Genomic DNA, 22,756 nt, shown 5'->3' on the forward strand with positions numbered 1-22,756 from the left:
GGCAGGACGACCTGTTGAAGAAGTCTCCTCAAGCAAGACGTGTTGAGGAATGGTATCTACAAAGAGGCTGATTAATTTTGCTTCGTGAGTTTCTGGTAACTCGAAAGCAAGATTTAGTTCCAAGCTCATTTGATTTGTGTTATACTGTTGATACATCTAAAAACCCCTTCTGTTGTTTTGTCGTTATTACAATTATAGAGGATTTTAGAACAAAAGACGAGCAACTCCGTAAGGAAATGCTCGTCTTTTTTGGCTATCAGGACTAGTTTTTGCCCAGCCCCTTATGTTTATTAAACAGCTCTGCTATTTTAAAAAAGAGAGTAAGAAAAGGGACTGATTATCACATATCTCTGAAATGTTAATAGGTTGACCCCTTCCATTCAATCTGGCAGTCAAAAATTTTTTGTTTTTCACCCTGGCTGTCTCCTTCAATTTCCTTGATTAAAATATCTGCTGCTTCCATGCCTTCTTGGTAAGCTGGCTGAACAATGGTTGTAACAGAAGGAGATGAGAAATTTGTCCATTCTAAATTATCAAAGCCAACTAAACCAATTTGGGGCATGGTGAAATTCAAAGCCTTCATAGCACTAAAAACTATATGTAAGGCCCAGCAATTGGGAACAAAAACTAAGGTTTTTCTCTCTCTAGTGATTGCCTTTTCCAAGAAAGCTTCTATTTCTTCTAAGGTCATGCTATCTTGATCAATTACTAGTTTTTGGTAATCAAGGTTTTTCTCAGATAAGGCATCAATAAAGCCTGAAGCACGTTCAATGCGCGTGCTTAATAGACTTGTGTCTGCAGTTATCATGACAAAATCTTGGTAACCCTTCTCAAGTGATACCTGAATCATGTCGTAAACAGCATCATAGTTGTTGGTTTTGACCCAATTTGTTTTGTGCTCATACAACTGACTGTCGAAAAAGACCATATGCTTTTCTTTTTCTTTAATAATTCTTGAATACTTTCTGAAATTAGACGTTGGTTGAATAATAAAGCCATCGACGCCTAAACTAAGCATGTTTTCAATGTATTGATCTTCACTTTTGGAATCATAGTTACTATTGCCAACAATAATCTGGTAGCCTTTTTCTTTGGTAACATGTTCAATGCCTTTAACAATCTGGTTAGAAAAGGTATTAGTGATATCTCCTATTAAAACACCTATCAATTTTGTTTTTTTGGAATTAAGGCTACGGGCAATGGTACTAGGCCTGTAACCTGTTTCTTGGATTACTTTTTTGATACGCTGTCTTGTTTCATCAGACATCTTTTCATATTTTTTATTAAGATAAAATGAAACTGTTGTTTTAGAGGTTTGAGACAAGTTAGCAATATCAGTAATTGTAACTTTTTTAGACACTGTGTAGACCTCCTTTTTCTTTCATTTTTAAACTCCTCTTGGTTTAGTAAACCAATTTCTTTCTATCAGCAAGTTTACTAAATTATTATCCCCTATGTCAACTTTTTAAGCAGTAATACTTTTTATGTTTTTTATCATAAACTACTACTTTACCTCTACACTTATGGCCTTTAAGTCTATAGAGTTTGTCACCCTTAATCAGACTAGTTGGCAAGATAGCAATCAGATAGTGATTTTCTTCTCCTTTTATTTCCCAACCAAAACCTTCTTCAATTATCTTCTCAGAACCTGTTTGAATCAGTGGCAAGCTTGTAACACTATAGGATTTATCTACTAAGAGCGTCCAATCCCAAGCTTTAGTGTCAAAAGCTTTTACTTTTTTTAGGAGAATGGTCTCTGTTAACTGGTTATACTTCTGTGAACGAAAGCAATTTTCTGCTTCTAAAGGTTTTGGGCTAATAACTTTTAAATTATTAAGCTCTTGGCCACTATAAGTCACCTGTTCATCTAAGATAAACTGGGTCTGTAGCTCATGTTTTCCAGGACAAGTAAGACTGTCAAAAATAAGTGTTATTCCATCTGGCAATGCTAAAATCCAACGCTTATGCCTAAAGTCCCAAGAAGTACCTGTATTGCTCTGGTAAATCCCTTCAATAAAAGAAATAGGGCCTCTTTGAACCAATTGTGATACTTCTGCCTCTGGATAGTGGTCATAGGTCCAGGAATCCCTTATCTCTTCACTATCACAGTCCCTAAGAAAACAAGTTGAATGACTCTTAGCACTTTTTAAGTGGTAACGCCTTTTTTCTTCTTGATAGGTAAAACGACCCGGATCAATAAAAATAGGCTTACCTTGGTCATATAAGCAAAAACTATTGAGATCACTATGGCTATGGGCGCTCCCAAAAGGACCACATTTAAAAAAGAGATAGCGTCTAGAGTCTCTATGACAAATATGCCCACTTGAAGCAAAGTGATTAGCTTCTATTGATGCTGGTTCAACACTTTCTAATTTTTCAAAAATAGCAACACCTTTTTTGCCAAATAGCAAGAGCGATTCCCTATCTAGATAAGGATAAGCATAGGACTTCAATACTTTTGACTGGAAAAAAATGGCTGACGCTGTCAGAATGTCCCTAGTATCTGTCACATCACTATCACCAAAAGCTAACTGACAATGATCAGACCCTGTCATCATATAAATGTAATAAGCCATTTCCTCAAGCTTAGTCTCTAATTGAGGCTTGTATTCTGGAGCAAAAACAGCTAAGTCAAGAAGGGCTCGATAAACTTCGACATGGTACATAATTGACTGTTCATATTGGCTTCCATCATCAAGAATTTGCAATCTCAGTTGCTCTTCCAATTCCGTCTCTGCAAATACTTTTAAATGAGGCAAATTAATTTCTTTTTCAAAATAGAATAGACAAGCCAAGATAGCAGTGATTTGTAAAATCCCCCAATTACTAAGGCTATACTTAGCTTTATAGTTCTCCTGTAAAAAAGTTAATTGCTGGGCTAAAGAACGGATGATTTTATCAAGTTCTTCTTGATTAATAGCTTCAAAATAAAGTAAATAGAGAATCACTTTTAGCCAGGTAAAGCTTCTAATACCTGTATCTAAGGTACGTGATACTAGAGAATCAGCTTTTAGAGGATAGTGACAATCTATCCAATGAAAGATAAAATATTTGACCTTGTCCAAGTATCTGCTATCTTTTTCCACTAAGTAAACCAAAATGAATTTCATAAGATAGCCTTGCCGATTAAGCATGTAATTCCACTCTTTATCCTCGCTAACCTGCCTATCCCAGCTTAAGGGGTCTAAGTGATAAGGGGTTGAGCATGGTTCCATATCCCAATTATCATCAAAAATAAAGGTATTTGTCATCATCTTATCAAGGGAACTTTTAAGTTTTTGATAAGCTTCAAAATCCTTCTCCAGAATATACTGACGGCAAAAGTCTTCATCAAAGTCCTTAAAAAAATTAGCTACCTTTTCGTCTATTTTCTTATCCATATCTACCTCATAAGCTCTCTATTCTTATTAAAAAAGATGAGTTATCCAGCTAACCCACCTTTTTATTCTCCTTAAGCTAGAATACCTAACCAACTACCAATAATACCAATAATAACTGTCAAAATAACAAGCTTATAAGTTGTCCATTTTTTGTTCTTAATCAAATAAAACATGAGTAAGGTATAAAGAACTGGTAGGATAGCTGGGGCTATTTTATCAAGCATTCCTTGAATGGTCACAATTTTTTGAGAAGCATTGGTCACCTTATCAGGTGCAAAGGTATAAGGGATACTTAGCTTAACCTGACTCGCAGCCAAACTAGAGATTACCGTAACCCCAACAATATTAGCTGCTCTAGAAATCACTGTCATTTGCTCACTTAGTTTATCAATAAACCGGGTCCCCAACTTATAACCATAAAATCCTGTTGTGAGTTTAATAGCTGTCAAGATACCATTCATAGCTACAAAAAATAATATAGGACCTAAAACCAGACCATCAGAAGCCAAAGAAGCTGCAATAGTTGAAAATAAGGGTGCCAAACAAAATTGAGATAAGGAATCACCAATACCAGCTAAGGGACCCATCAAGGCCATCTTAATCCCACGGATTTCCTCCTCAGGACGTTCATTATCTAGCATGGCTAAATGAAGGCTGGTCACAAAGGGAAGGAAGTGAGGATTTGTGTTGTAAAATTCAATATTATCATCTAATGCTTTGGTTAAAGCGACCTTATCGTCACCATAATATTTTTTCAAAGCAGGATAGATAACATTGGCATAGCCTAAACCTTGATAATTACTATAGTTAAAACCATTTTGTAAATAAAATGCTCGAAGGGCTGTCTTAGTGTAGTCACTCTTTACTAACTTATTAGATCCAGTCATCTTGATTGTCTCCTTCTGTCTTAGTTTCTCCAGATACCTGGCTTGGTTTTTTGAAAACATCTATTAAGGCAAATATGGTCGCAATTAAGGCTACACCAATTGTTGGTACCCCTGCTACGGAACTACTTGTCACAGCTGTCAAAAGTCCATCACCATTAGCTGTTGGGGTTAAAACAGGTAAACCAAAGTAAACTGCAAGTACATAACCTAATATAATATAAGGAATAAGTTCTTTTTTAGCCATAACCGAAAGAATCATTGCAAATCCAATTGCTGGCAACATTTTTCCTGCCAAGGTTAAACCATTAAGTAAGACAGGTGGAATTAAGGCAAATAGTCCTGTTAGGGTCTGCATTGAAAGAGCACCAATCAATCCTAATAAGAATCCCAAAGCTGCAAAAGCCCAAATAGTCCCATTAGCTGCTAATTTAAATGTTTTGATATCTCCATTTTGCAAAGCCTTCTTAGCAGTTCCTGGTGCTCCTGCAAAGGCGGTATAAGTAGCTGTTTGTAAAAATTGGATCCCCACAGCAATTGGTGTTGATAGAGCAAGTGCAGCTTCTGGGCTAATCTTATCTTTGGCAGCTACCGTTGTAATAGCCATCAAGGTTCCAAAAATCCCAGGTCCTATTGGATTGGGAGGAACGGTTCCTCCTGCTCCCACACCAAAACCCATATAAGCTAGCTCAGAAATGGCTCCTATTGCTAGGGCTGTTGGAATATCTCCTAAAATAAGACCGACTCCTAGGGAAAGGACAATACAGCGATTGGTATAAAGCCCTAAAAGCATACCACTGAAACAAAAGGCGGTCCATAAACCAATTAAGATGGCTTGAACAATAGTGATAGTCATAATTTTCTCCTTTAGATTAGATGATTATACTTTACTTAGAATATCTACTTCAACAGCTCCATCATTGCCACTTGGGGTTGTTTTAGTATCAAAGCTGATATGGTACTTTTCGTGTAAGCGTCTAATAATGTCCTTGTCTTCTTTTCCTAAGAAGATAGAGCGGCTTACCTGTTCCTTACCTTGGGCATTATGAATATTTCCAATATTGATTTTTGAAATAGGCACACCACCTTCTACCAAGCGCAGAGCATCTTGTAAATCCTTGATGATGATAAAAATGCATTGTGCTGGGTTAGCCTTATGAATAACATCAATTACTTTTTGAATACTAAAAAAACGTAGGGCAATGGAGTCTGGTACGACTGTCTTCATCAAGGTTTGCTGAATCTTATCTTGTGAGACAGCATCATTTGCTACAATCACTGTATTGCAATTTAAAAATTTTACCCAGAGTTGTCCTTGTCCATGGATTAGACGTTCATCTATACGAGTCATTATAATATTTGGCCCACTTGTCATTACTTAATTCTCCTTCTTATATTACGGTTTACCAATAAACTTCCCAGTCTTTATAGAAACGAATAAGTGCTTCTAGATAGTAATAGTCCCCCCAGATATTTCCTTCATCAACACCTTTTCCAGAATGCCATGAATAAACACCATGTAAAAGTAAGGGAGCACCTGACACCACTTCCTTGTTAGCATAATTCTCAATAAGGCTACGAAGCATGGCGTGCATGGCATATTTGTAATTTTCTTTATCAGGGTCAGCTTCTGGAATATATTTGAGCATTTCATGAATCCCACAAACAGCTGTCGCTGTCGCAGAAGTGTCACGGGGTTGATCTGATTCATCACCAAAAATTAAATCCCAGTAAGACACATGGTCATGTGGGAGACGATTCAAAAAATAATGAGTGAGCCCTTTAAAAAGGTCTAATTCCTGCTCATCTTTCATTTTACGATAACTTAAGGGAAGACCATAAACTCCCCAAGCTTGTCCACGGGCCCAGCAAGAGGCATCATTATATCCTTGTCGTGTTACCCCCTTTAAGGGCTGGCCAGTTTGGGGATCAAAATAATAGGTGTGATAGGTTGAAGCGTCATCTCGAATAACAGTATTAACAGAAGCATAAAAATGACTTTCTGCTATGTGTTTGTAATTGCTATCTCCAGTTTGTTCATAGGCAAAGAAAAGTAACTGAATATTAAGCAAACAATCAATAATTAAACGATAGTCCTCAGCCTTTCCTAGTTGTCCCCAAGCTTGAATAAAGCCTCCTTTTTCTTGAAAACGTTCAATCAGCTTATCGGCTGCTTTTAAGGCAGCTTGACGGGCAGTCTCATCACCATTAATACGGTATTCAGCCATACAAGATGGTGTATATAAGAATCCTAAATCATGGTGGTCTAGTTCAATACGCTTATTAACACGCTCTAAAAATGATAAGACGTTGAGGTGGGCCAGGTCACTAATAGCCTTATCCTGACTATACTCATAGGCAAGCCAGAGGCAACCTGTCCAAAAGCCATTGGTCCATTCCTTGTTATCCATGATTTGATAACGATTTTCAAAGGTTGCTGGACTTGGGTAGTGGTCTTTAAAATAAGTCATATTAGCATAGACTTGTTGCAGGGCTAAGTCAATAGCTTGCTCAAGCTCTGCTTTACTTAAGAGGTTTGTTTGCCTGAAACGCTGAGGGTTCTCAATAGTTTCAATAGTTACCTTTTTAATATCGGGCACTTTAAATACCTCCTTCAAAGTCATTATTATGACAATCTGTATCGGCTAAGCAGCTTTCAAAATCAAGAATTCCATTATGGGCTGCAGCAAGAGCCTTATCAGCTAATTGATCAAGATCAGCTACCGTAGAACGTGATAATACAGCTTCCATTAGCATGGCTAGGTTTAAACCTGAAAGAACTCTGATGCTTTTATCTAGATAGTCCATAGACAGAGCTGAGCTGACATTAAAGGGACTACCACCAAGCAAATCTGTCAAGATTAGAACCTTATTAGCAGCTGACAAATCCTTTTGAATAAGAAGCTTAAGTTCCTCTGTTGACATACCAGCTACAAAATCAATCGCTAAAACTTCTTCTTGTTTCCCAGCGATTAATTCTAAAGCACTTAAAATGCCACTTGGAAAGTTTCCGTGAGCAACAATGATTAGTTTGATCATCTTTTCTCCTTCTAAGTTTACCGGTTTACTTTACAAACAAGATTATAGCGTTTTCAAAAACCTCTGTCAACCATCTTTTAAGAAAATTTTGGATTTTCATCCTAAAAAGAGATTCATTCAACTTTTTTAAAATGAATAAAGAAATTTTTACAGGAATTAAAAAGCCTGTAAATAAGTGTTTTGAAGTGTTGTTTACAACTTTTCTATACAGAGAAAAGAAAAAAGGAAAGAGACTTTGTTGACAAAATCGGTTTACTCTGTTACCATGCAAGTGAACAGGTTTACTACCTGAAATTACTCTGGAGGTCTTAAAATGACTGAAACATTTTTAAAGGAACATTTTTCACTAGATGGCAAAATTGCTCTCGTTACTGGAGCTTCTTATGGAATTGGTTTTGCTATTGCAAGTTCGCTTGCTAGGGCTGGAGCTACTATTGTTTTCAATGACATTAAACAAGACTTAGTAGATAAAGGACTGGCTGCCTATGAGGTACTTGGTATTAAAGCTTACGGTTATGTCTGTGACGTTACAGATGAAGAGGCCATCCAAAATATGGTCTCCCAGATAAAACATGATGTCGGGGTTATTGATATCTTGGTCAATAATGCAGGTATTATTAAACGAACACCAATGCTTGAAATGACTGCTGCTGATTTTAGACAGGTTATTGATATTGATCTCAACGCACCTTTTATCGTTGCTAAGGCTGTTTTACCAGGAATGATTGATAAAGGACATGGTAAAATCATTAATATTTGTTCCATGATGAGTGAGTTAGGACGCGAAACCGTCGCAGCCTATGCTGCTGCTAAAGGTGGTCTCAAAATGCTCACTAAAAATATTGCTTCTGAATTCGGATCTGCCAACATTCAGTGTAATGGCATTGGCCCTGGCTATATTGCCACCCCTCAAACAGAACCCCTTCGTCAACTGCAAGCAGATGGCTCTCGTCATCCTTTTGACCAATTTATTATCTCAAAAACACCCGCTGCTCGTTGGGGTCAAGCTGAAGATTTAGGAGCACCAGCAGTCTTTCTAGCCAGTGATGCTTCAAACTTTATTAATGGACATATCCTCTATGTGGATGGGGGAATCTTGGCTTACATTGGTAAACAACCCGAATAAAGAAGGAGAATTAAGATATTATGAAAATTGCACTCATTAATGAAAATAGCCAAGCTGCTAAAAATGCTATTATTTACAAAGAATTAAAAAAAGTAGCTGATGAAAAAGGCTTTGAAACTTATAACTATGGCATGTATGGTAAAGAAGGCGAAAGCCAACTGACCTATGTTCAAAATGGACTCTTAAGTGCTATTTTACTCAATAGCGGAGCTGCCGACTTTGTTATTACAGGATGTGGAACTGGTGTTGGAGCAATGCTTGCTTGTAATAGCTTCCCAGGTGTTATTTGTGGCTTTGCTGCTGACCCTTTAGATGCTTACTTGTTCTCTCAAATTAATGGGGGTAATGCCTTAGCTATTCCCTATGCTAAGGGTTTTGGATGGGGTGCTGAACTCAATCTCCGCTACATGTTTGAACGTCTTTTTGAAGAAACCATTGGTGGTGGTTACCCTAAAGAACGAGCGATTCCAGAACAACGCAATGCTGGTATTTTAAGAGAGCTTAAAAAAATAAGCCATTCAGATATCTTAAGTATTTTAAAAGAAATAGACCAGGATTTCTTGAAAGAAACTATTGCTGGAGAGCATTTCCAAGAATATTTCTTTGCTAATTGTCAAAACCAAGAAATCACAGACTACCTCAAAACCCTTATAGACTAAAAAAGACTTGCTTCATGAAAGGATATTCAACATGTCTAAAATACTCTTTTTTGGTGAACCACTGATTAGGATAAGCCCGCAAAATCCCCATCACTTTCACAATAATTGTCAAAGCAAGCTCTTTTATGGAGGTTCAGAAGTCAATATAGCAAGGGCTCTCCAAGCTTTTGGACAGAGGACCAAGTTGGCCACTTCTATACCTTGTGGGCTTATTGGTGATTCCTTTATCCAATTTCTTAAGGAAAATCATATCGACACTAGTCCTATTCAAAGGGTGGGGCAGAGAATTGGCTTGTATTTTTTTGAGAATTCTTTTGGCTGCCGTCAAGGACAGGTCCTTTATGACCGTGATAATAGTAGTCTACATGATTTTGATCCTTCTAATATAGACTTTGATAGCTTATTTAAGGATGTTTCTTATTTTCACTTCAGTGGCATTACCCTAGCTTTGGGAAAAGATATTAGACATACAATTAACATATTTCTAGAAGAAGCCAAAAAAAGAGGGGTAAGCATATCTTTTGATCTTAATTTTCGCAGTCGCCTCTTACAGCCAGAAGAAGCCAAGTATCTTTTTACAGAGTTTGCTGAATTTGCCGACATTTGTTTTGGAATTGAACCCTTAATGCTAGATGAAACTGACCTAAGTTTTTTTGATAGGGACAATGCTGCTCCTGATACGATTAAAAATCGCATGTTGGCTTTAACCAAACGTTTTAACTTTCAAACTATTTTCCATACCCACCGTAAGCAGGATAGCTTCGGGCGAAACCATTATCAGGCTTTTCTAGCGACAGATCAAGGAGAATTCTTCCTTTCTAAGGCCTTAAAAACCCAGCTACTGCAACGTATTGGTAGTGGGGATGCTTTTGTAGCTGGCGCACTCCATTGTCTGATTGAAGAAACTAACAAGCAAGAGATGCTCAACTTTGCCGTAGCTAGTGCTACTTTAAAATGCACACTTGAAGGGGATAATATGTTTGAAGCTCCCTCTCAGGTTAGACAAGTCTTAAAGGAAGGCAAGGATATTATTCGATAGAAAAGGAGGCTTTCATGACAAAATCAGAAACCATTTCACAGCTATTAGCAGAAAAAATAGTGGTTGTGATCCGAGGCACTAGCCAAAAAGAAGCTTTACAAGCTGCCCGTGCTTGTATTGAAGGTGGTATTAAAGTCATTGAAGTAGCTTATACTAATCCTCAAGCCAGCCAAATCATTGAATGCCTTACAAAAGTCTATGCTAGTCAAGAGATAATTATTGGTGCTGGTACTGTTCTTGACCCTCAAACAGCTCGGACGGCTATTTTAGCTGGGGCAAAATTTATAGTCTCACCAGCATTTAGTAGTCAAACAGCTAAACTATGCCATGGCAATCTAATTCCCTACTTACCAGGCTGCATGACCCCTACAGAAGTCACTAGAGCTCTAGAGCATGGTTGTGATCTCCTTAAAATTTTTCCAGCTGCCAGCTTAGGGCCTTCTCATATCTCTTCTTTAAAAGCAGCGCTTCCCCACTTACAGCTTATGGTAACTGGTGGAGTTAACCTTTACAATGCTAAGGACTGGTTTAAAGCAGGTGCTTCGCTTATAGGAATTGGCGGAGAATTTAACAAACTAGCTAGCCAAGGAAACTATGATGCTATCACTGAAATGGCCCAAAAATACCACAAGCTTATCTTTAATGACTGATGATACCTATAAATAAAGCTATTAAGAAAAGAGAGATTATCACTATAATGATAAATCGCTCTTTTTTTATATTAAGTTTCTTAGCTGCTAGAAAAATATTCCGATTTCAAATCTTTTATGATATTATAATCTGTAAAGAATGTAAGGAGCCATTTATGACAGGTAAGAAAACCTATTTTGCCAGCAACCTAAAATATCTTCGAATGAAAAACAAGATGGAGCAATTAGAACTTGCTAACTATTTAGGACGTAAAAGCGCCTCTTCCATTAGTGAATGGGAAAAAGGAAAGTACACACCCAAATCTGGACTTCTAAGTGAAATTGCAGGTTTGTTTAAGGTATCTTTAACGGATTTAATGGAAAGAGATCTTTCTATGGAAAACAATCTCTCACATGAATATCTATCAAGTCAAGAAATTGTTTATATTTCTGAGCATCTAGACCCTCGCTTGGTTGATGAATGGGTTAATTTTGGCAAGGACCTAATGGATAAACAAGAAAACTTGAAAAAAGACCAGTAACTTCTTAACCTTATAATAAAAAGCACCTTTTAAGACTGAAAGGTGCTTTTATGTGTACTTAACTTAAAACTACTCACTAGCAGCTAAAAAGGGAGAAATAGTTAGCTTTTAAGTAGGCAGTTAAGGAAGCATTGCAATAAGACTATGCTTAGTCACTAGCTTTAAACTGCATTTCAATAAGAAGTTTTGTCTTATCATCTGTCAAGTTTGCTCCAATTACTTCTAACTGACCATTGCGTGAAAATAAAAATTCATTTTCCCACTTGTAGGCAGAGTAAGGTTCTACAAAGGCCGCATGATTTCCCCTTGGAACTCGTAAACGTATCTCAATTGGTCTTGAAGTCATGGCACCATTTTTAAGAGCTGTTGTACTCATAAAACTATATTTAGTATAGAGGGTTTGTGGCTTAATTCGCTCTAATATTTTAGGATCAAATTGATTATTTTTATAATAGCTTTCATATTCTCCTTCAGAAAATCCTATATCCAGTAAAAATTGTGGATGAACATAGCGATAAACAATCATGTCCCAAGGAATGGTCATTTTATGTGTAGCACTATCTAAAAGTCCTACCTCTTCACCTAACTTTTGTGGTAATTTTGTAAGATCACCCTTAGCAGCATCCAAAGCCTCATTGATCGTCGATGCCGTACTAGAGGTATAATCATGCATGGCCTTTTTTTCTTCTTCCGTAAAATTAATATTTTTTGCCCAGCGATTATTGACTATTTCTCGTGTTACCCCTTCATCAAGGAATTTAAAATAGGCTCTTTCTGAATCAAATACAACTGAGCTACTCTCATCATAAGGGTACTGGTCAGCAGCTACCTCAAAGGTCAGAAAAGGACCTAGGGACACAGTAGATAATAAAGCTATAAATAGTTTAGTAAGTTTTCCTTTCATAATAATCCTCCTATATGATAAATAAATGATGATACAAAGCAGACTAGCACTATCTCCTATCAGAAACTATTGTCACTTTTTAGATGATCCTTTTACAGATTTCACTTAAAATAACTTTCTGATAGCAACAGCTTCCTCTCTTTTGTATTTTTATTAAAAATAAACTCATTTAATAGCAATTTATTAAAAAAAGTTTACAAAATTGTATATTAATTATAAAAAGACGTCAACTAAAAAATCTTCAAAAACGCTAGTTTTCCCTTTTTTCAGAACAAAAAAAGCTCCCCTAGTTAGGAGAGATTCCTTTCATATTGACTTTAGCAACAGCAGAGCCAGTAAGTAAAGGACAGTAAGTATAAAATTATCTCATTTATAAGGATTTCAACCACTCGTTAACCTGATTTTGATAGTTATGTTTTTCTATCAATTCTTGCAAATACAAGCTATCTCTCTTACTGTCACCAGATTCCAGACATTTCTGATAAAACTCTAAAAAAGGTAATTAAATCCTTTTAGCATAGGATAATTCTGCAAGACTATCATAGGCTACTTTTTTAAAGCTAACTTCAGAATAGCCACTGTCATCAATTTGTTAAATAGCATATTGGGCACGTAAATCACTTCTTAATCTTTCCCAAGGATAATAAGCTTGTCCCATACTACCGGGATTAATAATGAGTTACCCCTTACTGCTATACCTTAAAAGTTGTTGATGAATATGGGCATAAACAGCAATATCATCTTGTTGATTGATGAATAACTCATCAAAACATTTTTTAAACTTAGAAGGAAGGTGACAATCACACACAATCTCATTTGTTAGATTAGCCTTCTTTAGCTCTTTACCTCTGAGCTTCCATGTACAAGTCATCTACTTTATTATCATAATCTCTAAGATTAATAAATCTAATTTTTCACTATCATTAGGATATCACGATTCATTAAGCCTTGTAATCGTCATAAATGTTGATTTAAAGCCATTAATAACTTTCTAAATTTAACTAAAATAACTTAGATTTATTACAATAAGACAAAAAATAGACAATGACAGTATCAAATGTACAAAAATCACCCTCTTATATAAAAGGCGATTTTTTACTATTAAGTACTTTCTTTTTGAAACTTTACTAAGATTTGGGGACATTATTTAAGACTTCTTTGTTATCTTTTAGCCATCAATAATTAATTACTCGATGAGATTCATCTAGCGAAAAATCATTTTCGAATTTTTATAAGGTGAGTTCTATTCTTTCATTGCTCAAGACGTATACCTTTTTCCACGATCTCACTTTTTCAGTTTCAAGAAATTTAAATATTGAAATGCTTCTCTAAATAAATATACTAAAACCTATCTAGCTATTCTTAATTTCATATAAAGCTATTTACTTTTTTTTACCACGTTTTCAATATCATTAATAAAAAACGAAAGCAAACTTCCTTTACCAACCGATTTTACACCTAAATCTTTTCTCATCTCGTTCATTACCTCTTCCATCAAAATAAGAAGCTCTGAATCATCCTCAGATTTAACTTTTAATGAACTTTGTCTAAAAGTATTCCACTTTTTTACTACTTTAGGAGAGCCCCAAAGTGACAACTTGCTGTTAAAACTACTTATATCCTTGACCATTTCTTCTTGGGAGTAAGAAAATCCATTGTTCCCATTTTGAGTCATTTTATAAACAAGTTCAATAAACTCAGAATATGGAGCTTCTCTTTTAGCTGATAAATATTCTCTACGCTTATTTTTATTATCAGAATACCTAGAGTAAATTGAAATTAATAATGAAATAGAACCTGTGATTAAAGCAACCAAAACTACAGCATCTAAACTTGAGGTCATATTTTGTAAATACTTTATTGTATGGGTAATAAATATGGGTATATATTTAATCAAAAATTTCCCCACATAATATATATCAGTTAACAAAAAAAACAAAAGTAAATAATTCAATAATTTACTTTCTTTCTGTGTATTACCAATCATATACGCAATAATAAAAGTAAAAATCAAACCAATCCAAAAATACATAGTTTCCCTTTCTAATTTTCCCGAAATTTCAAAATATCATATACATCCAACATTCACTACTACAATAAATTCCTTTATTGTAGTAGTTCTAACTTCCTTCTCTTCAAATTCACCAAATAATTCTAGTACAATTTCCCTCAAAGAACAATTTAAAACACCACTCAAGTTATTTTTACTAATGATATCATCAGAATGTGCGGAAAAATAGCCCTTAATCTCAAACTCTTTATCCCAAGTATAATCTTTAAATTTCATTTTCTTCTTTCTAGTTGATTTTCAACAAATATGGCAATCGATTCTGAAATATATTTAGCTAAACCTTCACCAAATTTATCAATATTCTTTCTAAATTCTAGATTATTATAGTAAGTTTTACCTATTATTCCAAAAACTTCTAAAGAGCAATCAAAGGCATACGTATTTAATATGTCAAAAAGTTCTGAACACATCTTTTGAACTTCTTTTTCTTTAGCTTGTATCCTTCTGCTCATTTTTTGGGCAAACTTTATAAAAATATCATTAAATAATTCATTAACTTCTAGCTCTTTCCCTTTTTGTCTCTTTGACGTTTCGATCACGAACTCTTTACCAAATTGCTCCAGCGCTTTACTTTGATATTCAATATTATCTAATATCGTGAAGCCATTAAATTGATTTGAAAATGTAGTTGTAATTTGAGGCTTTTTTGTATCAATTGTCCTTTGTATATTCTCCATAAGAAGAGAAATCTTTTTTTGCTCACTAGCAAGTATTTCTAATTGAGATTGCAATGCTGTGGTGCTATCAAAGTCCTTCTCATTAATAATTTTTCCAATTTTTTCAAGAGAAAAACCAAGAAATCTATAGTATCTAATTATATTTATTTTCTCAATATCTTCATTAGTATAATATCGGTAACCATTATCGAATTTATTTACCTTTAACAAGCCAATTTGGTCATAATGGTGCAAGGTTCTAATAGTAACCCCTGAAATTTGTGCTGCTTCCTTAATTAAGTACATGTCTTCCCCCTCAAGATATTTTATCATAAGCAGTTGACTTTAACGTAGCGTCAAAGTGTATAATTTTTTTATTAAATCAAAGGAGTAAATACGATGAAATTACATTTAATTAAGTCTGATAATATTTATAAAGAAATTTTAGAGACGCCACTTGAAAAAAGAGATGAAGTTTTCAAACAAAATTTACTAGTTCCATTTAATAAGAAATTTGAAAAACAGAATATTTCTTTTGATGAAAATAAACCTTTTAATGTTATGACTCTAATAAGTTTTATGCATAAAATGCCTAAGGATTTGCTAAAAGAAGATATTTCATTTATTAATCGTTTTTTTTGATGAAAAATTCTGGAAAAGCATCACTGATGCCTTTTATCATTCACTTGAAGCTTTCACATCTAGAGGTGTTGATATACCTGAAAAAGATTATTTTCTAACAGCATTATTAGGTAATCCAAATAGTCCAATGATGACTATTAATGACAACTATAGTGGTGATGGTGGAATTCCAGGATATATTTTTCTTTCTCTTGTTCCAAATGATTATACAATTAATAGAATTCCATCAGCAGTTGCTCATGAGTGTAATCATAATATACGTTATCAATTTATTAATTGGGGAAAGGGCCCACTCAAAGAAATGATTGTTTCTGAGGGCCTCGCCGAAAACTTTGCGGAAAAAATGTATGGAAAAGAAAATATTGGACCTTGGGTTACGAAGAACAATCTAGATACCTTAAATAAAGTTATTAAGCCAATAATCAAAGAAAATCTCTATATTGATAATATGCAAGAAGCCATGCCATATTTATATGGTGATGAAATTACAAAAATGCAAGGTGGTATAGGTGTGGGGCTCCCTTATGCATCTGGTTACACATGTGGTTATTATCTAGTTAAATATTATTTACAAAAGACTGGACTATCAATTGAAGAAGCAACACTAAAAACTGCTGATAACATTCTAAATGAAGTAGAGGAATTTTGGACTGAAAATTTATAATTGAACAAACTTGTATGCATCATATTGATATTTTTAACAGAAATTAACTACTTCATCTCAGTTTGCTCTTGCATTCAGTCACTTTATCTAATTTTATCCTAAGCTTATGACACTCTACCTTTCCTATGTTATAATAATAAAGTATTAAAAACTGAGGAGAATAAAATCTTATGATGAATATGCAAAATATGATGAAGCAAGCGCAAAAGCTTCAAAAGCAAATGGAACAAAAGCAGGCTGACTTGGCAGCTATGGAATTTACTGGGAAGTCCGCTCAGGATTTGGTGACGGCTACTTTTACTGGTGATAAGAAGTTAGTTGCTATTGATTACAAGGAAGCTGTGGTTGATCCAGAAGATATTGAAACCTTATCTGATATGACAACGCAAGCTATCAATGATGCTCTTAAACAAATTGATGAAGCGACTAAAAAAACTATGGGAGCTTTTGCTGGCAAGTTACCATTTTAATCCAAAAAGAACCTGAGAAGTATCTCGGGTTCTTTTTGGGTCTAATTATGAAATGGGTTGAGGGAGTTGTGGGTGATTATCAAAGTAGTTTTCCCATTTTTAATAGGATATCCTTTTGTAACCCTCTTTATCTCCTTTATCACTTATTCTTTTAGCTAAGGCCACCGCCTATCTAGGCTTCTATTATCTCCTCCTTTTTATTATGTCTTTAGGATTTTTAATTATGTTAAAATTTACTATACTTATTTTAACCTATTTCAAAAGTGTTTTCAGGTCATTTTTTTAAATCATTATAAAATTTAAATGAGTTTTATATTACAATTACATTAATAAAACCAATTATTTAATAGATCTTCTAATTATGGTTAAGCGAGTTCTATATAAAATAAATCCCCAGCTTATTCAAAAAGACCTGAGATAGCTCTCAGATCCCTGAAGAGTATAAAGCAAAGCCCAGTATCATTTTTAATTATCTTTTGCTATTTCTAAACAATAAGGCATAATATCTCTTACCCAAGGGGATCTTTCTTTTTTTAGAATTAATCAAAAAAATTTCCTAATGCTGCGAATGGATTAGTCACTTCTAAGTTTTCTTGATTAGAAAGTAGGCTTTTGTTCTCATCACATTCTAAAAAGTAATGGTAAACACGTGCCGTCATACGAGCATCTTCTAAGCTATTATGGCCTTTGCCTGTGATGTTTAAAAATTCTGCCACAGTGGTGAGTTTCAGGTTCCGAATTCCATTTAAGTCTGTGCTACGTCTCTCATAAGCCTGATCATATAAATCAACTTTATATTGCTCATTTAAATCCAGCCCATTCTCAGCCAATATTGGAAGGTCAGATTTATAGGCATTGTAACCAATTAGGGGAAGATCTCCAACAAAGTCTTTAAAGCTAGCAATTACACTGTCAACTTTGGGAGCTTGCGCAATTTTATCAGCAGTAATACCAGTTAAGCCATTGATGAAACTTTGCAAGGGAACATCTGTGTAAACATAAGTGTCAAAGCTGTCAATCTCCTGATCTCCCCTATATTTTACAGCTGAAAGCTGAATTAAGTGACTCAGCTCATTAACTGTATTAAATTCTAAATCAAAGGCAATGTAAGTTTCTAATTTTTCCATAATTCTCCTAGCTAAAAGGACCCTTTTAGGGGCCCAAACTCTTTTTATTTCCCAAATAATCGGCCTAAAAAGCCTTTTTTCTTACCAGTTACAGCCTGAACTTCTTCCACTTGGCTGCGAGCTTGGTCAACTTCTGCCTTAGCTTCTTCAAGTTCTAATTTCAAAGTTTCTTTATCAGCCATAGCTTTAGCTGTCAATTGTTGCTGCTGATCAAGCTGTTTATCTTTTTCAGCAATCTGCACATCTTTGACACGCATCTGCTCATCTTTAGCAGCTAATTGGCTGTCTTTAGCCTTTAATTGATTATACAAGCGGGTAATTTCAGTATTCTTTTCATCTACTAGAATCTCTAACAACTCCCGTTGTTTGGTTTCTTCACTAATTGGCTCATCGTCAAAAATAGTTTTTTTGTAGATTTCTTCCAACTTAATAAGGCCACTACGCTTAACCACAGTGACTCCTTTATCATTTTTATCAAGGTCTTCATCTGGAAGTGATTTGACACGGTTATTGACAGCCTGACGGCTAACTCCCAAGATTTCAGCTAGTTCACTAACTGTCTTTTCTATTGCCATATTTTCCTCTTTATACTTAATACTGAATATTCTTACTATGAATAGTACCACAATACTAGAATTCTGTCAATTTCAGCAAAGTTAATTTCTCTCTAGCAGCCCTTAGCGAACTGCTTTCACCTAAAGAGAATAGCTCTATGACTATAATAATTCGCTACAATATGGTAAGATATGACTATGAATACGTTTGATACAATAATTATCGGAGGCGGCCCTGCTGGTATGATGGCTGCTATTTCCAGTAGCTATTATGGCTACAAAACCCTCTTGATTGAGAAAAATAGACGATTAGGAAAAAAACTGGCTGGTACAGGTGGAGGTAGATGCAATGTCACTAACAACGCTAGTCTTGACGACTTATTAGCTGGTATTCCAGGAAACGGTCGCTTTCTTTATAGTGTCTTCTCCCAATTTGATAACCATGATATTATTAACTTTTTCCAAGAAAACGGTGTCCCCCTCAAAGAAGAAGACCATGGCCGCATGTTCCCAAAGACAGACAAGTCACGCACTATTATCCAAGCTCTAGAAAAGCAAATCCAAGACCTAGGTGGTCAGATTCTAACAGCAACTGAAATTGTTTCTGTCAAAAAAATAGATCAGCTCTTCCACCTCAAATCAGCCGACCAAGAATTCACCTGTGACAAGCTTATCGTTACAACTGGTGGAAAATCCTATCCCTCTACTGGCTCAACAGGCTTTGGCCATGACATTGCCCGTCACTTTAATATTGCCCTTACCCCACTTGAAGCAGCAGAGAGCCCTTTACTGACCGATTTCCCCCACAAGGAACTCCAGGGGATTTCACTAGACGACGTCACCCTATCTTATGATAAGCATCATATCACCCACGATTTGCTTTTCACCCATTTCGGCCTTTCTGGTCCCGCCGCTCTTCGCTTATCTTCATTCGTCTCAGGCGGCGAAATAGCAAAGCTGGACTTATTACCCCAAACTTCTGCGGAAAGCTTGGTCCAGTATCTCCAAGAACACCGGGAAAAATCAGCAAAGAATGCCCTAAAACTCTTGATTCCTGAGCGGGTGGCAGAATTCATTTCCAAAGATTATCCTGAAAAAATCAAGCAGCTAAATCCTAAGCAAGTTGAAGAATTAATCACCAAACTAAAGAAATTACCAATTCCAATCACTGGCAAAATGTCCCTGGCAAAATCCTTTGTCACTAAAGGAGGGATTGACCTTAAAGAGATTAATCCTAAAACGCTTGAAAGCAAAAAAGTCCCTGGCCTGCATTTTGCTGGAGAAGTTTTAGATATCAATGCCCACACGGGTGGTTTTAATATTACGTCAGCCCTATGTTCTGGTTGGGTAGCAGGTAGCCCCCACTATTAATAAGAAGTCCTCAAGGAACTGATTTTAAGTCAGTTCCATTTTTTTACTGTTTAAAGTGAATTTTCACTTGCATTTTAATTCAAAAGAGCTATAATAGAATTACATTTACTTAACTGGTTATGCACCGGTTAAGTAAATTCGGAGTTCTGATAAAAAACTCCGAGATTATTAATATTAAAAGAAGGAGAAAGCAATGGCAAAAAAATCAAAAATTGCTAAATACCAAAAGCAGCTCCAACTGATTGAACAGTACGCTGACCTTCGTCGCGAGCTTAAAGCTAGTGGTGATTACGAAGCACTTCGCAAACTTCCTCGTGATTCTAATCCAAACCGCTTGAAAAACCGCGATAAAATTGATGGCCGTCCTCATGCTTACATGCGTAAGTTTGGTGTTAGCCGTATCAATTTCCGCGACTTAGCTCACAAAGGTCAACTACCTGGTGTCACTAAAGCCAGCTGGTAAGCTTATCTCACCTGATTTTGAATGACTTGTTGCAGCAGGTCGTTTGTACATATTAGTAATCATAGTAGCCAATTATTTATCGTTTAACAAGCCGGTATGCCAAGATACCGACTTGTTTTTTTATGTCCTACTAGGGCATCTGTCTCAACTAACTAGATAGAAGGAAAAGCTAGGCTTGGTTTAGCATTCAAGTCCATACCAGCAAAGTGCTGCTTATCATACTCAACCGCTGCTGCTAGGGCAATCATTCCTGCATTATCACCACATAATCTTAAAGGTGGAATAAGAAGGTCAAGATCTTTTATTTCTTGGGCTAGTCTTTCACGTAACCCCTGATTAGCTGCTACGCCACCTGCTACAACTAGCATCTTAACAGGGTATTTTGCTAAGGCCTTTTTAGTTTTAACCATAAGAATATCTAGCACAGCAGTTTGAAATGAGGCACATAAATCCTCTAAGACAAGCTTTTCTCCCTTTTGTTGGGCATTGTGATGAAGATTAATAAAGGCTGATTTTAGGCCTGAAAAGGAAAATTCAAGGTTATCTTCTTTAATCATGGCGCGGGGAAAGTTGTAGACATCTTTACCTTTATGTGCTAGCTGATCAATTTCACGGCCAGCTGGGTAAGTGAGCCCCATAACCCGTCCAACTTTATCATAGGCTTCGCCAACAGCGTCATCACGTGTTTCGCCAACGATATGGTATTCTCCCGCCTTTGGGACATAAACTAGCTCTGTGTGCCCACCAGATACCAATAAGGCCATAAGAGGATAAGTTAATTCTTTTTCTTGACGCGCAGCCATCAAATGGCCTGCCATATGGTTAACAGGAATGAGTGGCAAATTGTTAGCCCAAGCAAAGGCTTTAGCGGCAGCTATTCCTACAAGAAGGGCCCCAACCAATCCCGGACCATATGTTACTGCAACAGCATCTAAGTCACTAGCTGAAAGGCCAGCTTCTTTAAGAGCATCTTCAAAACAAGTGGTGATTACCTCCACATGATGGCGGCTAGCTACTTCTGGAACCACCCCTCCAAAGCGTTTGTGACTTTCAACTTGGCTAGCAATAATATTAGACAGCAAGTGATCTTCATTTTTTAAAATAGCGATGCTGGTTTCATCACAGGAACTTTCAATTGCTAATATATATCTATCTGTCATTTTTTAAATCTCTTTTCATTATCAATGCTGTTTCTAGTGGATTGTGATAATAGTTTTTACGTTTAGCAATTTCGACAAAGCCAAAATGCTGATAGAGAGTCTGCGCAACTAGATTAGACTCTCTTACTTCTAAAAATATTGGCAGCTGGACATCTCTTATTTTTTCTAAGAGCTTCTTAGCCAATCCTTGACCCTGAAAGGCTTTTAAAACAGCAATATGTGTTATCTCCATCTCTCCAACCAAGTGCTGTAAAGATAAAAAGCCAACTATCTTTTCTTCCCTATAAACAAAAAAATAATCAACTTGATCAGAGAGCAAATCTGCTTGAATCTGGTCTTTTGTCCAAGGAGATGTGCCATAAACATCCTGCAAAATGGCAGCTATGGCTGTAACCTTATTTCTAAGCACTTCATCCATATTACACACGCTTAATGTATTGGTCTGTCTGGTCAGATACATGATCTTTTAACCAGTTCTCCTCAGCCTCAACCCTCTTCAAATAATTAGGGACAAAGGCATTAACATCCTGAGCTTCAAGAGAAAGTGCAGCCTTACCCATTTCAAAAGCAGAAGGTAAGCTTGCCTTAATCTGAGCTTGCGGCAATAGCGTCTTAATCTGATCTTCAAAAGGAGCTGTCTCCCCTACAAAAATCAGCTTTTTAGCTCCTTCACCCTTCAAAGAATCAAGCAAATCTGTAAAGGCAATATAAGTATCTTGCTTGATAGCCTTTTTATTTTGATAGAATCCTGCGTACACAAACTGACGACGAGCATCAATCAAGGGAACAACTAACGCATCCGGCTGGCTGCTGGCTGCCGCTAAAGCATAGAGACTAGAAATTCCAACCAAGTCGATTTTTAAAGAATAGGCTAGGGTTTTTGCAGTAGCTACGGCAACGCGTAAGCCAGTATAAGAACCTGGTCCTTGGGCTACTGCGATTCTATCCAAATCCTTAGGGGTCAAATCAATGGATTGCATCAAAAAATCAATGGCTGGCATGAGACTGATGCTGTGGTTTTTTTTGATATTGAGGGTCAAATCGGCTAACAAGCTATCATTGTCAAGGATGGCAAGTGACAAAGTCTTGTTAGATGTATCAAATGCGAGTGTTTTCATTTTCTTTTTCTCCATGATATTCTAGTTTAGATTATAACACAAAAACAAGAGGCTAAGCAAAATCACTGGTTTGACTAGCTAAGACTTGTTCAGACAATTAATTTGGCCTATGCTTTTACTAAAAGCTCTTATTATGGTATAATCTTAATAATTGCACAGAATCACGTTAAATCTATTACACAATAATCAATACAAAAAAGGTCAGAATGTAAAGTCATTGGACTTATTTGTTATTGTTTGGATAAACGATTCACTATG

23 protein-coding genes and 2 pseudogenes are annotated in these 22,756 nt (G+C 36.0%); 9 read left to right on the plus strand and 16 right to left on the minus strand.

What is annotated here, in order from left to right:
* Positions 1 to 358: 358 nt before the first annotated feature.
* From A3GU_RS0104025 to A3GU_RS0104055, 7 genes are all read right to left on the minus strand, one after another.
* Positions 359 to 1,360 carry a LacI family DNA-binding transcriptional regulator gene (locus tag A3GU_RS0104025; RefSeq protein ID WP_018366262.1) on the minus strand — a complete coding sequence of 334 codons (1,002 nt, stop codon included), beginning with the start codon at positions 1,358 to 1,360 and terminating at the stop codon, positions 359 to 361.
* A 97-nt stretch (positions 1,361 to 1,457) separates the two neighbouring features.
* A complete protein-coding gene (locus A3GU_RS0104030) occupies positions 1,458 to 3,380 on the minus strand; it encodes a heparinase II/III family protein (protein ID WP_018366263.1) in 1,923 nt (640 codons plus the stop codon).
* Between the two features lie 71 nt (positions 3,381 to 3,451).
* Positions 3,452 to 4,267 (minus strand): PTS system mannose/fructose/sorbose family transporter subunit IID, encoded by an 816-nt coding sequence (locus tag A3GU_RS0104035; RefSeq protein WP_018366264.1) that lies wholly within the window; start codon positions 4,265 to 4,267, stop codon positions 3,452 to 3,454.
* Positions 4,254 to 5,120, minus strand: a complete 867-nt coding sequence (locus A3GU_RS0104040; RefSeq protein ID WP_018366265.1) for a PTS mannose/fructose/sorbose/N-acetylgalactosamine transporter subunit IIC — start codon at positions 5,118 to 5,120, stop codon at positions 4,254 to 4,256. Before A3GU_RS0104040 ends, A3GU_RS0104035 begins: the two co-directional genes overlap by 14 nt.
* A gap of 24 nt (positions 5,121 to 5,144) precedes the next feature.
* Positions 5,145 to 5,639 (minus strand): PTS sugar transporter subunit IIB, encoded by a 495-nt coding sequence (locus A3GU_RS0104045; protein ID WP_018366266.1) that lies wholly within the window; start codon positions 5,637 to 5,639, stop codon positions 5,145 to 5,147.
* Between the two features lie 28 nt (positions 5,640 to 5,667).
* Positions 5,668 to 6,888 carry a glycoside hydrolase family 88 protein gene (locus tag A3GU_RS0104050; protein ID WP_040805353.1) on the minus strand — a complete coding sequence of 407 codons (1,221 nt, stop codon included), beginning with the start codon at positions 6,886 to 6,888 and terminating at the stop codon, positions 5,668 to 5,670.
* Entirely contained in the window at positions 6,866 to 7,303 is a 438-nt protein-coding gene (locus A3GU_RS0104055; RefSeq protein ID WP_018366268.1) for a PTS sugar transporter subunit IIA, read from the minus strand. Before A3GU_RS0104055 ends, A3GU_RS0104050 begins: the two co-directional genes overlap by 23 nt.
* A 313-nt stretch (positions 7,304 to 7,616) precedes the next feature.
* Between A3GU_RS0104055 and A3GU_RS0104060 the strand changes: the two genes are divergently transcribed.
* The 5 genes from A3GU_RS0104060 to A3GU_RS0104080 all read left to right on the plus strand — a co-directional run bounded on the left by A3GU_RS0104060 (position 7,617) and on the right by A3GU_RS0104080 (position 11,298).
* Complete coding sequence (locus A3GU_RS0104060; RefSeq protein ID WP_018366269.1) at positions 7,617 to 8,429, plus strand: gluconate 5-dehydrogenase; 813 nt, start codon at positions 7,617 to 7,619, stop codon at positions 8,427 to 8,429.
* A gap of 20 nt (positions 8,430 to 8,449) precedes the next feature.
* Entirely contained in the window at positions 8,450 to 9,088 is a 639-nt protein-coding gene (locus A3GU_RS0104065) for an RpiB/LacA/LacB family sugar-phosphate isomerase (RefSeq protein WP_018366270.1), read from the plus strand.
* A 31-nt stretch (positions 9,089 to 9,119) separates the two neighbouring features.
* A complete protein-coding gene (locus tag A3GU_RS0104070) occupies positions 9,120 to 10,127 on the plus strand; it encodes a sugar kinase (protein ID WP_018366271.1) in 1,008 nt (335 codons plus the stop codon).
* Positions 10,128 to 10,141: 14 nt separating this feature from the next.
* Positions 10,142 to 10,777, plus strand: coding sequence for a bifunctional 2-keto-4-hydroxyglutarate aldolase/2-keto-3-deoxy-6-phosphogluconate aldolase (locus tag A3GU_RS0104075; RefSeq protein WP_018366272.1), 636 nt, complete (start codon positions 10,142 to 10,144; stop codon positions 10,775 to 10,777).
* 155 nt (positions 10,778 to 10,932) lie between these two features.
* The gene (locus tag A3GU_RS0104080) at positions 10,933 to 11,298 is read left to right on the plus strand and encodes a helix-turn-helix domain-containing protein (protein ID WP_018366273.1); all 366 of its coding nucleotides are present in this window, start codon (positions 10,933 to 10,935) and stop codon (positions 11,296 to 11,298) included.
* Between the two features lie 148 nt (positions 11,299 to 11,446).
* On the opposite strand, the gene A3GU_RS0104085 is transcribed toward A3GU_RS0104080, so the two are convergent.
* From A3GU_RS0104085 to A3GU_RS0104105, 4 genes and pseudogenes are all read right to left on the minus strand, one after another.
* Positions 11,447 to 12,202: an ADP-ribosyltransferase gene (locus A3GU_RS0104085; protein ID WP_018366274.1), complete on the minus strand. Its 756-nt coding sequence runs from the start codon at positions 12,200 to 12,202 to the stop codon at positions 11,447 to 11,449.
* Positions 12,203 to 13,580: 1,378 nt separating this feature from the next.
* Positions 13,581 to 14,234 carry a hypothetical protein gene (locus A3GU_RS0104095; RefSeq protein ID WP_018366275.1) on the minus strand — a complete coding sequence of 218 codons (654 nt, stop codon included), beginning with the start codon at positions 14,232 to 14,234 and terminating at the stop codon, positions 13,581 to 13,583.
* Between the two features lie 96 nt (positions 14,235 to 14,330).
* Positions 14,331 to 14,489: pseudogene (locus tag A3GU_RS0104100) on the minus strand (HEPN domain-containing protein); the annotation flags it as partial.
* The gene (locus tag A3GU_RS0104105) at positions 14,486 to 15,235 is read right to left on the minus strand and encodes a MerR family transcriptional regulator (protein ID WP_018366277.1); all 750 of its coding nucleotides are present in this window, start codon (positions 15,233 to 15,235) and stop codon (positions 14,486 to 14,488) included. The gene A3GU_RS0104105 and the pseudogene A3GU_RS0104100, both read right to left, overlap by 4 nt.
* Before the next feature lie 93 nt (positions 15,236 to 15,328).
* Between A3GU_RS0104105 and A3GU_RS09555 the strand changes: the two are divergent.
* Both A3GU_RS09555 and A3GU_RS0104115 read left to right on the plus strand, forming a co-directional pair.
* Positions 15,329 to 16,235, plus strand: a pseudogene (locus A3GU_RS09555) (DUF2268 domain-containing putative Zn-dependent protease).
* Positions 16,236 to 16,405: 170 nt separating this feature from the next.
* Entirely contained in the window at positions 16,406 to 16,705 is a 300-nt protein-coding gene (locus A3GU_RS0104115; RefSeq protein WP_018366278.1) for a YbaB/EbfC family nucleoid-associated protein, read from the plus strand.
* Positions 16,706 to 17,244: 539 nt separating this feature from the next.
* On the opposite strand, the gene A3GU_RS0104120 is transcribed toward A3GU_RS0104115, so the two are convergent.
* Together A3GU_RS0104120 and A3GU_RS0104125 are read right to left on the minus strand one after the other, a co-directional pair.
* Positions 17,245 to 17,832: a 3'-5' exonuclease gene (locus A3GU_RS0104120; protein WP_018366279.1), complete on the minus strand. Its 588-nt coding sequence runs from the start codon at positions 17,830 to 17,832 to the stop codon at positions 17,245 to 17,247.
* A gap of 44 nt (positions 17,833 to 17,876) precedes the next feature.
* Positions 17,877 to 18,407, minus strand: a complete 531-nt coding sequence (locus A3GU_RS0104125; protein ID WP_018366280.1) for a DUF536 domain-containing protein — start codon at positions 18,405 to 18,407, stop codon at positions 17,877 to 17,879.
* Between the two features lie 177 nt (positions 18,408 to 18,584).
* Between A3GU_RS0104125 and aao the strand changes: the two genes are divergently transcribed.
* Entirely contained in the window at positions 18,585 to 19,757 is a 1,173-nt protein-coding gene (gene aao, locus A3GU_RS0104130) for an aminoacetone oxidase (protein WP_018366281.1), read from the plus strand.
* 193 nt (positions 19,758 to 19,950) lie between these two features.
* The gene (gene rpsN, locus A3GU_RS0104135; RefSeq protein ID WP_018366282.1) at positions 19,951 to 20,220 is read left to right on the plus strand and encodes a 30S ribosomal protein S14; all 270 of its coding nucleotides are present in this window, start codon (positions 19,951 to 19,953) and stop codon (positions 20,218 to 20,220) included.
* 152 nt (positions 20,221 to 20,372) lie between these two features.
* Here rpsN and tsaD read toward each other — a convergent pair whose 3' ends face one another.
* Genes tsaD through tsaB form a run of 3 tightly spaced genes read right to left on the minus strand, consistent with a single transcriptional unit; the run spans position 20,373 to position 22,498 of the window.
* Entirely contained in the window at positions 20,373 to 21,380 is a 1,008-nt protein-coding gene (gene tsaD / locus A3GU_RS0104140; RefSeq protein WP_018366283.1) for a tRNA (adenosine(37)-N6)-threonylcarbamoyltransferase complex transferase subunit TsaD, read from the minus strand.
* Positions 21,370 to 21,798 carry a ribosomal protein S18-alanine N-acetyltransferase gene (gene rimI, locus A3GU_RS0104145; RefSeq protein WP_018366284.1) on the minus strand — a complete coding sequence of 143 codons (429 nt, stop codon included), beginning with the start codon at positions 21,796 to 21,798 and terminating at the stop codon, positions 21,370 to 21,372. The genes tsaD and rimI overlap by 11 nt, the downstream gene beginning before the upstream one ends.
* A gap of 1 nt (position 21,799) precedes the next feature.
* Positions 21,800 to 22,498, minus strand: coding sequence for a tRNA (adenosine(37)-N6)-threonylcarbamoyltransferase complex dimerization subunit type 1 TsaB (gene tsaB / locus A3GU_RS0104150; protein WP_018366285.1), 699 nt, complete (start codon positions 22,496 to 22,498; stop codon positions 21,800 to 21,802).
* Positions 22,499 to 22,756: the final 258 nt, after the last annotated feature.

Source organism: Streptococcus didelphis DSM 15616, assembly GCF_000380005.1.
In the GTDB taxonomy this organism is placed as follows: domain Bacteria; phylum Bacillota; class Bacilli; order Lactobacillales; family Streptococcaceae; genus Streptococcus; species Streptococcus didelphis.

Coding starts and splice junctions, on each gene's coding strand:
- tsaB (WP_018366285.1), bottom strand. CDS start 22,498: ATGAAAACACTCGCATTTGATACATCTAACAAGACTTTGTCACTTGCC.
- A3GU_RS0104035 (WP_018366264.1), bottom strand. CDS start 4,267: ATGACTGGATCTAATAAGTTAGTAAAGAGTGACTACACTAAGACAGCC.
- rimI (WP_018366284.1), bottom strand. CDS start 21,798: ATGGATGAAGTGCTTAGAAATAAGGTTACAGCCATAGCTGCCATTTTG.
- A3GU_RS0104115 (WP_018366278.1), top strand. CDS start 16,406: ATGATGAATATGCAAAATATGATGAAGCAAGCGCAAAAGCTTCAAAAG.
- A3GU_RS0104085 (WP_018366274.1), bottom strand. CDS start 12,202: ATGAAAGGAAAACTTACTAAACTATTTATAGCTTTATTATCTACTGTG.
- A3GU_RS0104060 (WP_018366269.1), top strand. CDS start 7,617: ATGACTGAAACATTTTTAAAGGAACATTTTTCACTAGATGGCAAAATT.
- A3GU_RS0104125 (WP_018366280.1), bottom strand. CDS start 18,407: ATGGCAATAGAAAAGACAGTTAGTGAACTAGCTGAAATCTTGGGAGTT.
- A3GU_RS0104120 (WP_018366279.1), bottom strand. CDS start 17,832: ATGGAAAAATTAGAAACTTACATTGCCTTTGATTTAGAATTTAATACA.
- A3GU_RS0104095 (WP_018366275.1), bottom strand. CDS start 14,234: ATGTATTTTTGGATTGGTTTGATTTTTACTTTTATTATTGCGTATATG.
- A3GU_RS0104065 (WP_018366270.1), top strand. CDS start 8,450: ATGAAAATTGCACTCATTAATGAAAATAGCCAAGCTGCTAAAAATGCT.
- A3GU_RS0104075 (WP_018366272.1), top strand. CDS start 10,142: ATGACAAAATCAGAAACCATTTCACAGCTATTAGCAGAAAAAATAGTG.
- A3GU_RS0104030 (WP_018366263.1), bottom strand. CDS start 3,380: ATGGATAAGAAAATAGACGAAAAGGTAGCTAATTTTTTTAAGGACTTT.
- A3GU_RS0104070 (WP_018366271.1), top strand. CDS start 9,120: ATGTCTAAAATACTCTTTTTTGGTGAACCACTGATTAGGATAAGCCCG.
- A3GU_RS0104080 (WP_018366273.1), top strand. CDS start 10,933: ATGACAGGTAAGAAAACCTATTTTGCCAGCAACCTAAAATATCTTCGA.
- A3GU_RS0104050 (WP_040805353.1), bottom strand. CDS start 6,888: ATGACTTTGAAGGAGGTATTTAAAGTGCCCGATATTAAAAAGGTAACT.
- aao (WP_018366281.1), top strand. CDS start 18,585: ATGAATACGTTTGATACAATAATTATCGGAGGCGGCCCTGCTGGTATG.
- A3GU_RS0104105 (WP_018366277.1), bottom strand. CDS start 15,235: ATGTACTTAATTAAGGAAGCAGCACAAATTTCAGGGGTTACTATTAGA.
- A3GU_RS0104045 (WP_018366266.1), bottom strand. CDS start 5,639: ATGACAAGTGGGCCAAATATTATAATGACTCGTATAGATGAACGTCTA.
- A3GU_RS0104040 (WP_018366265.1), bottom strand. CDS start 5,120: ATGACTATCACTATTGTTCAAGCCATCTTAATTGGTTTATGGACCGCC.
- rpsN (WP_018366282.1), top strand. CDS start 19,951: ATGGCAAAAAAATCAAAAATTGCTAAATACCAAAAGCAGCTCCAACTG.
- A3GU_RS0104055 (WP_018366268.1), bottom strand. CDS start 7,303: ATGATCAAACTAATCATTGTTGCTCACGGAAACTTTCCAAGTGGCATT.
- tsaD (WP_018366283.1), bottom strand. CDS start 21,380: ATGACAGATAGATATATATTAGCAATTGAAAGTTCCTGTGATGAAACC.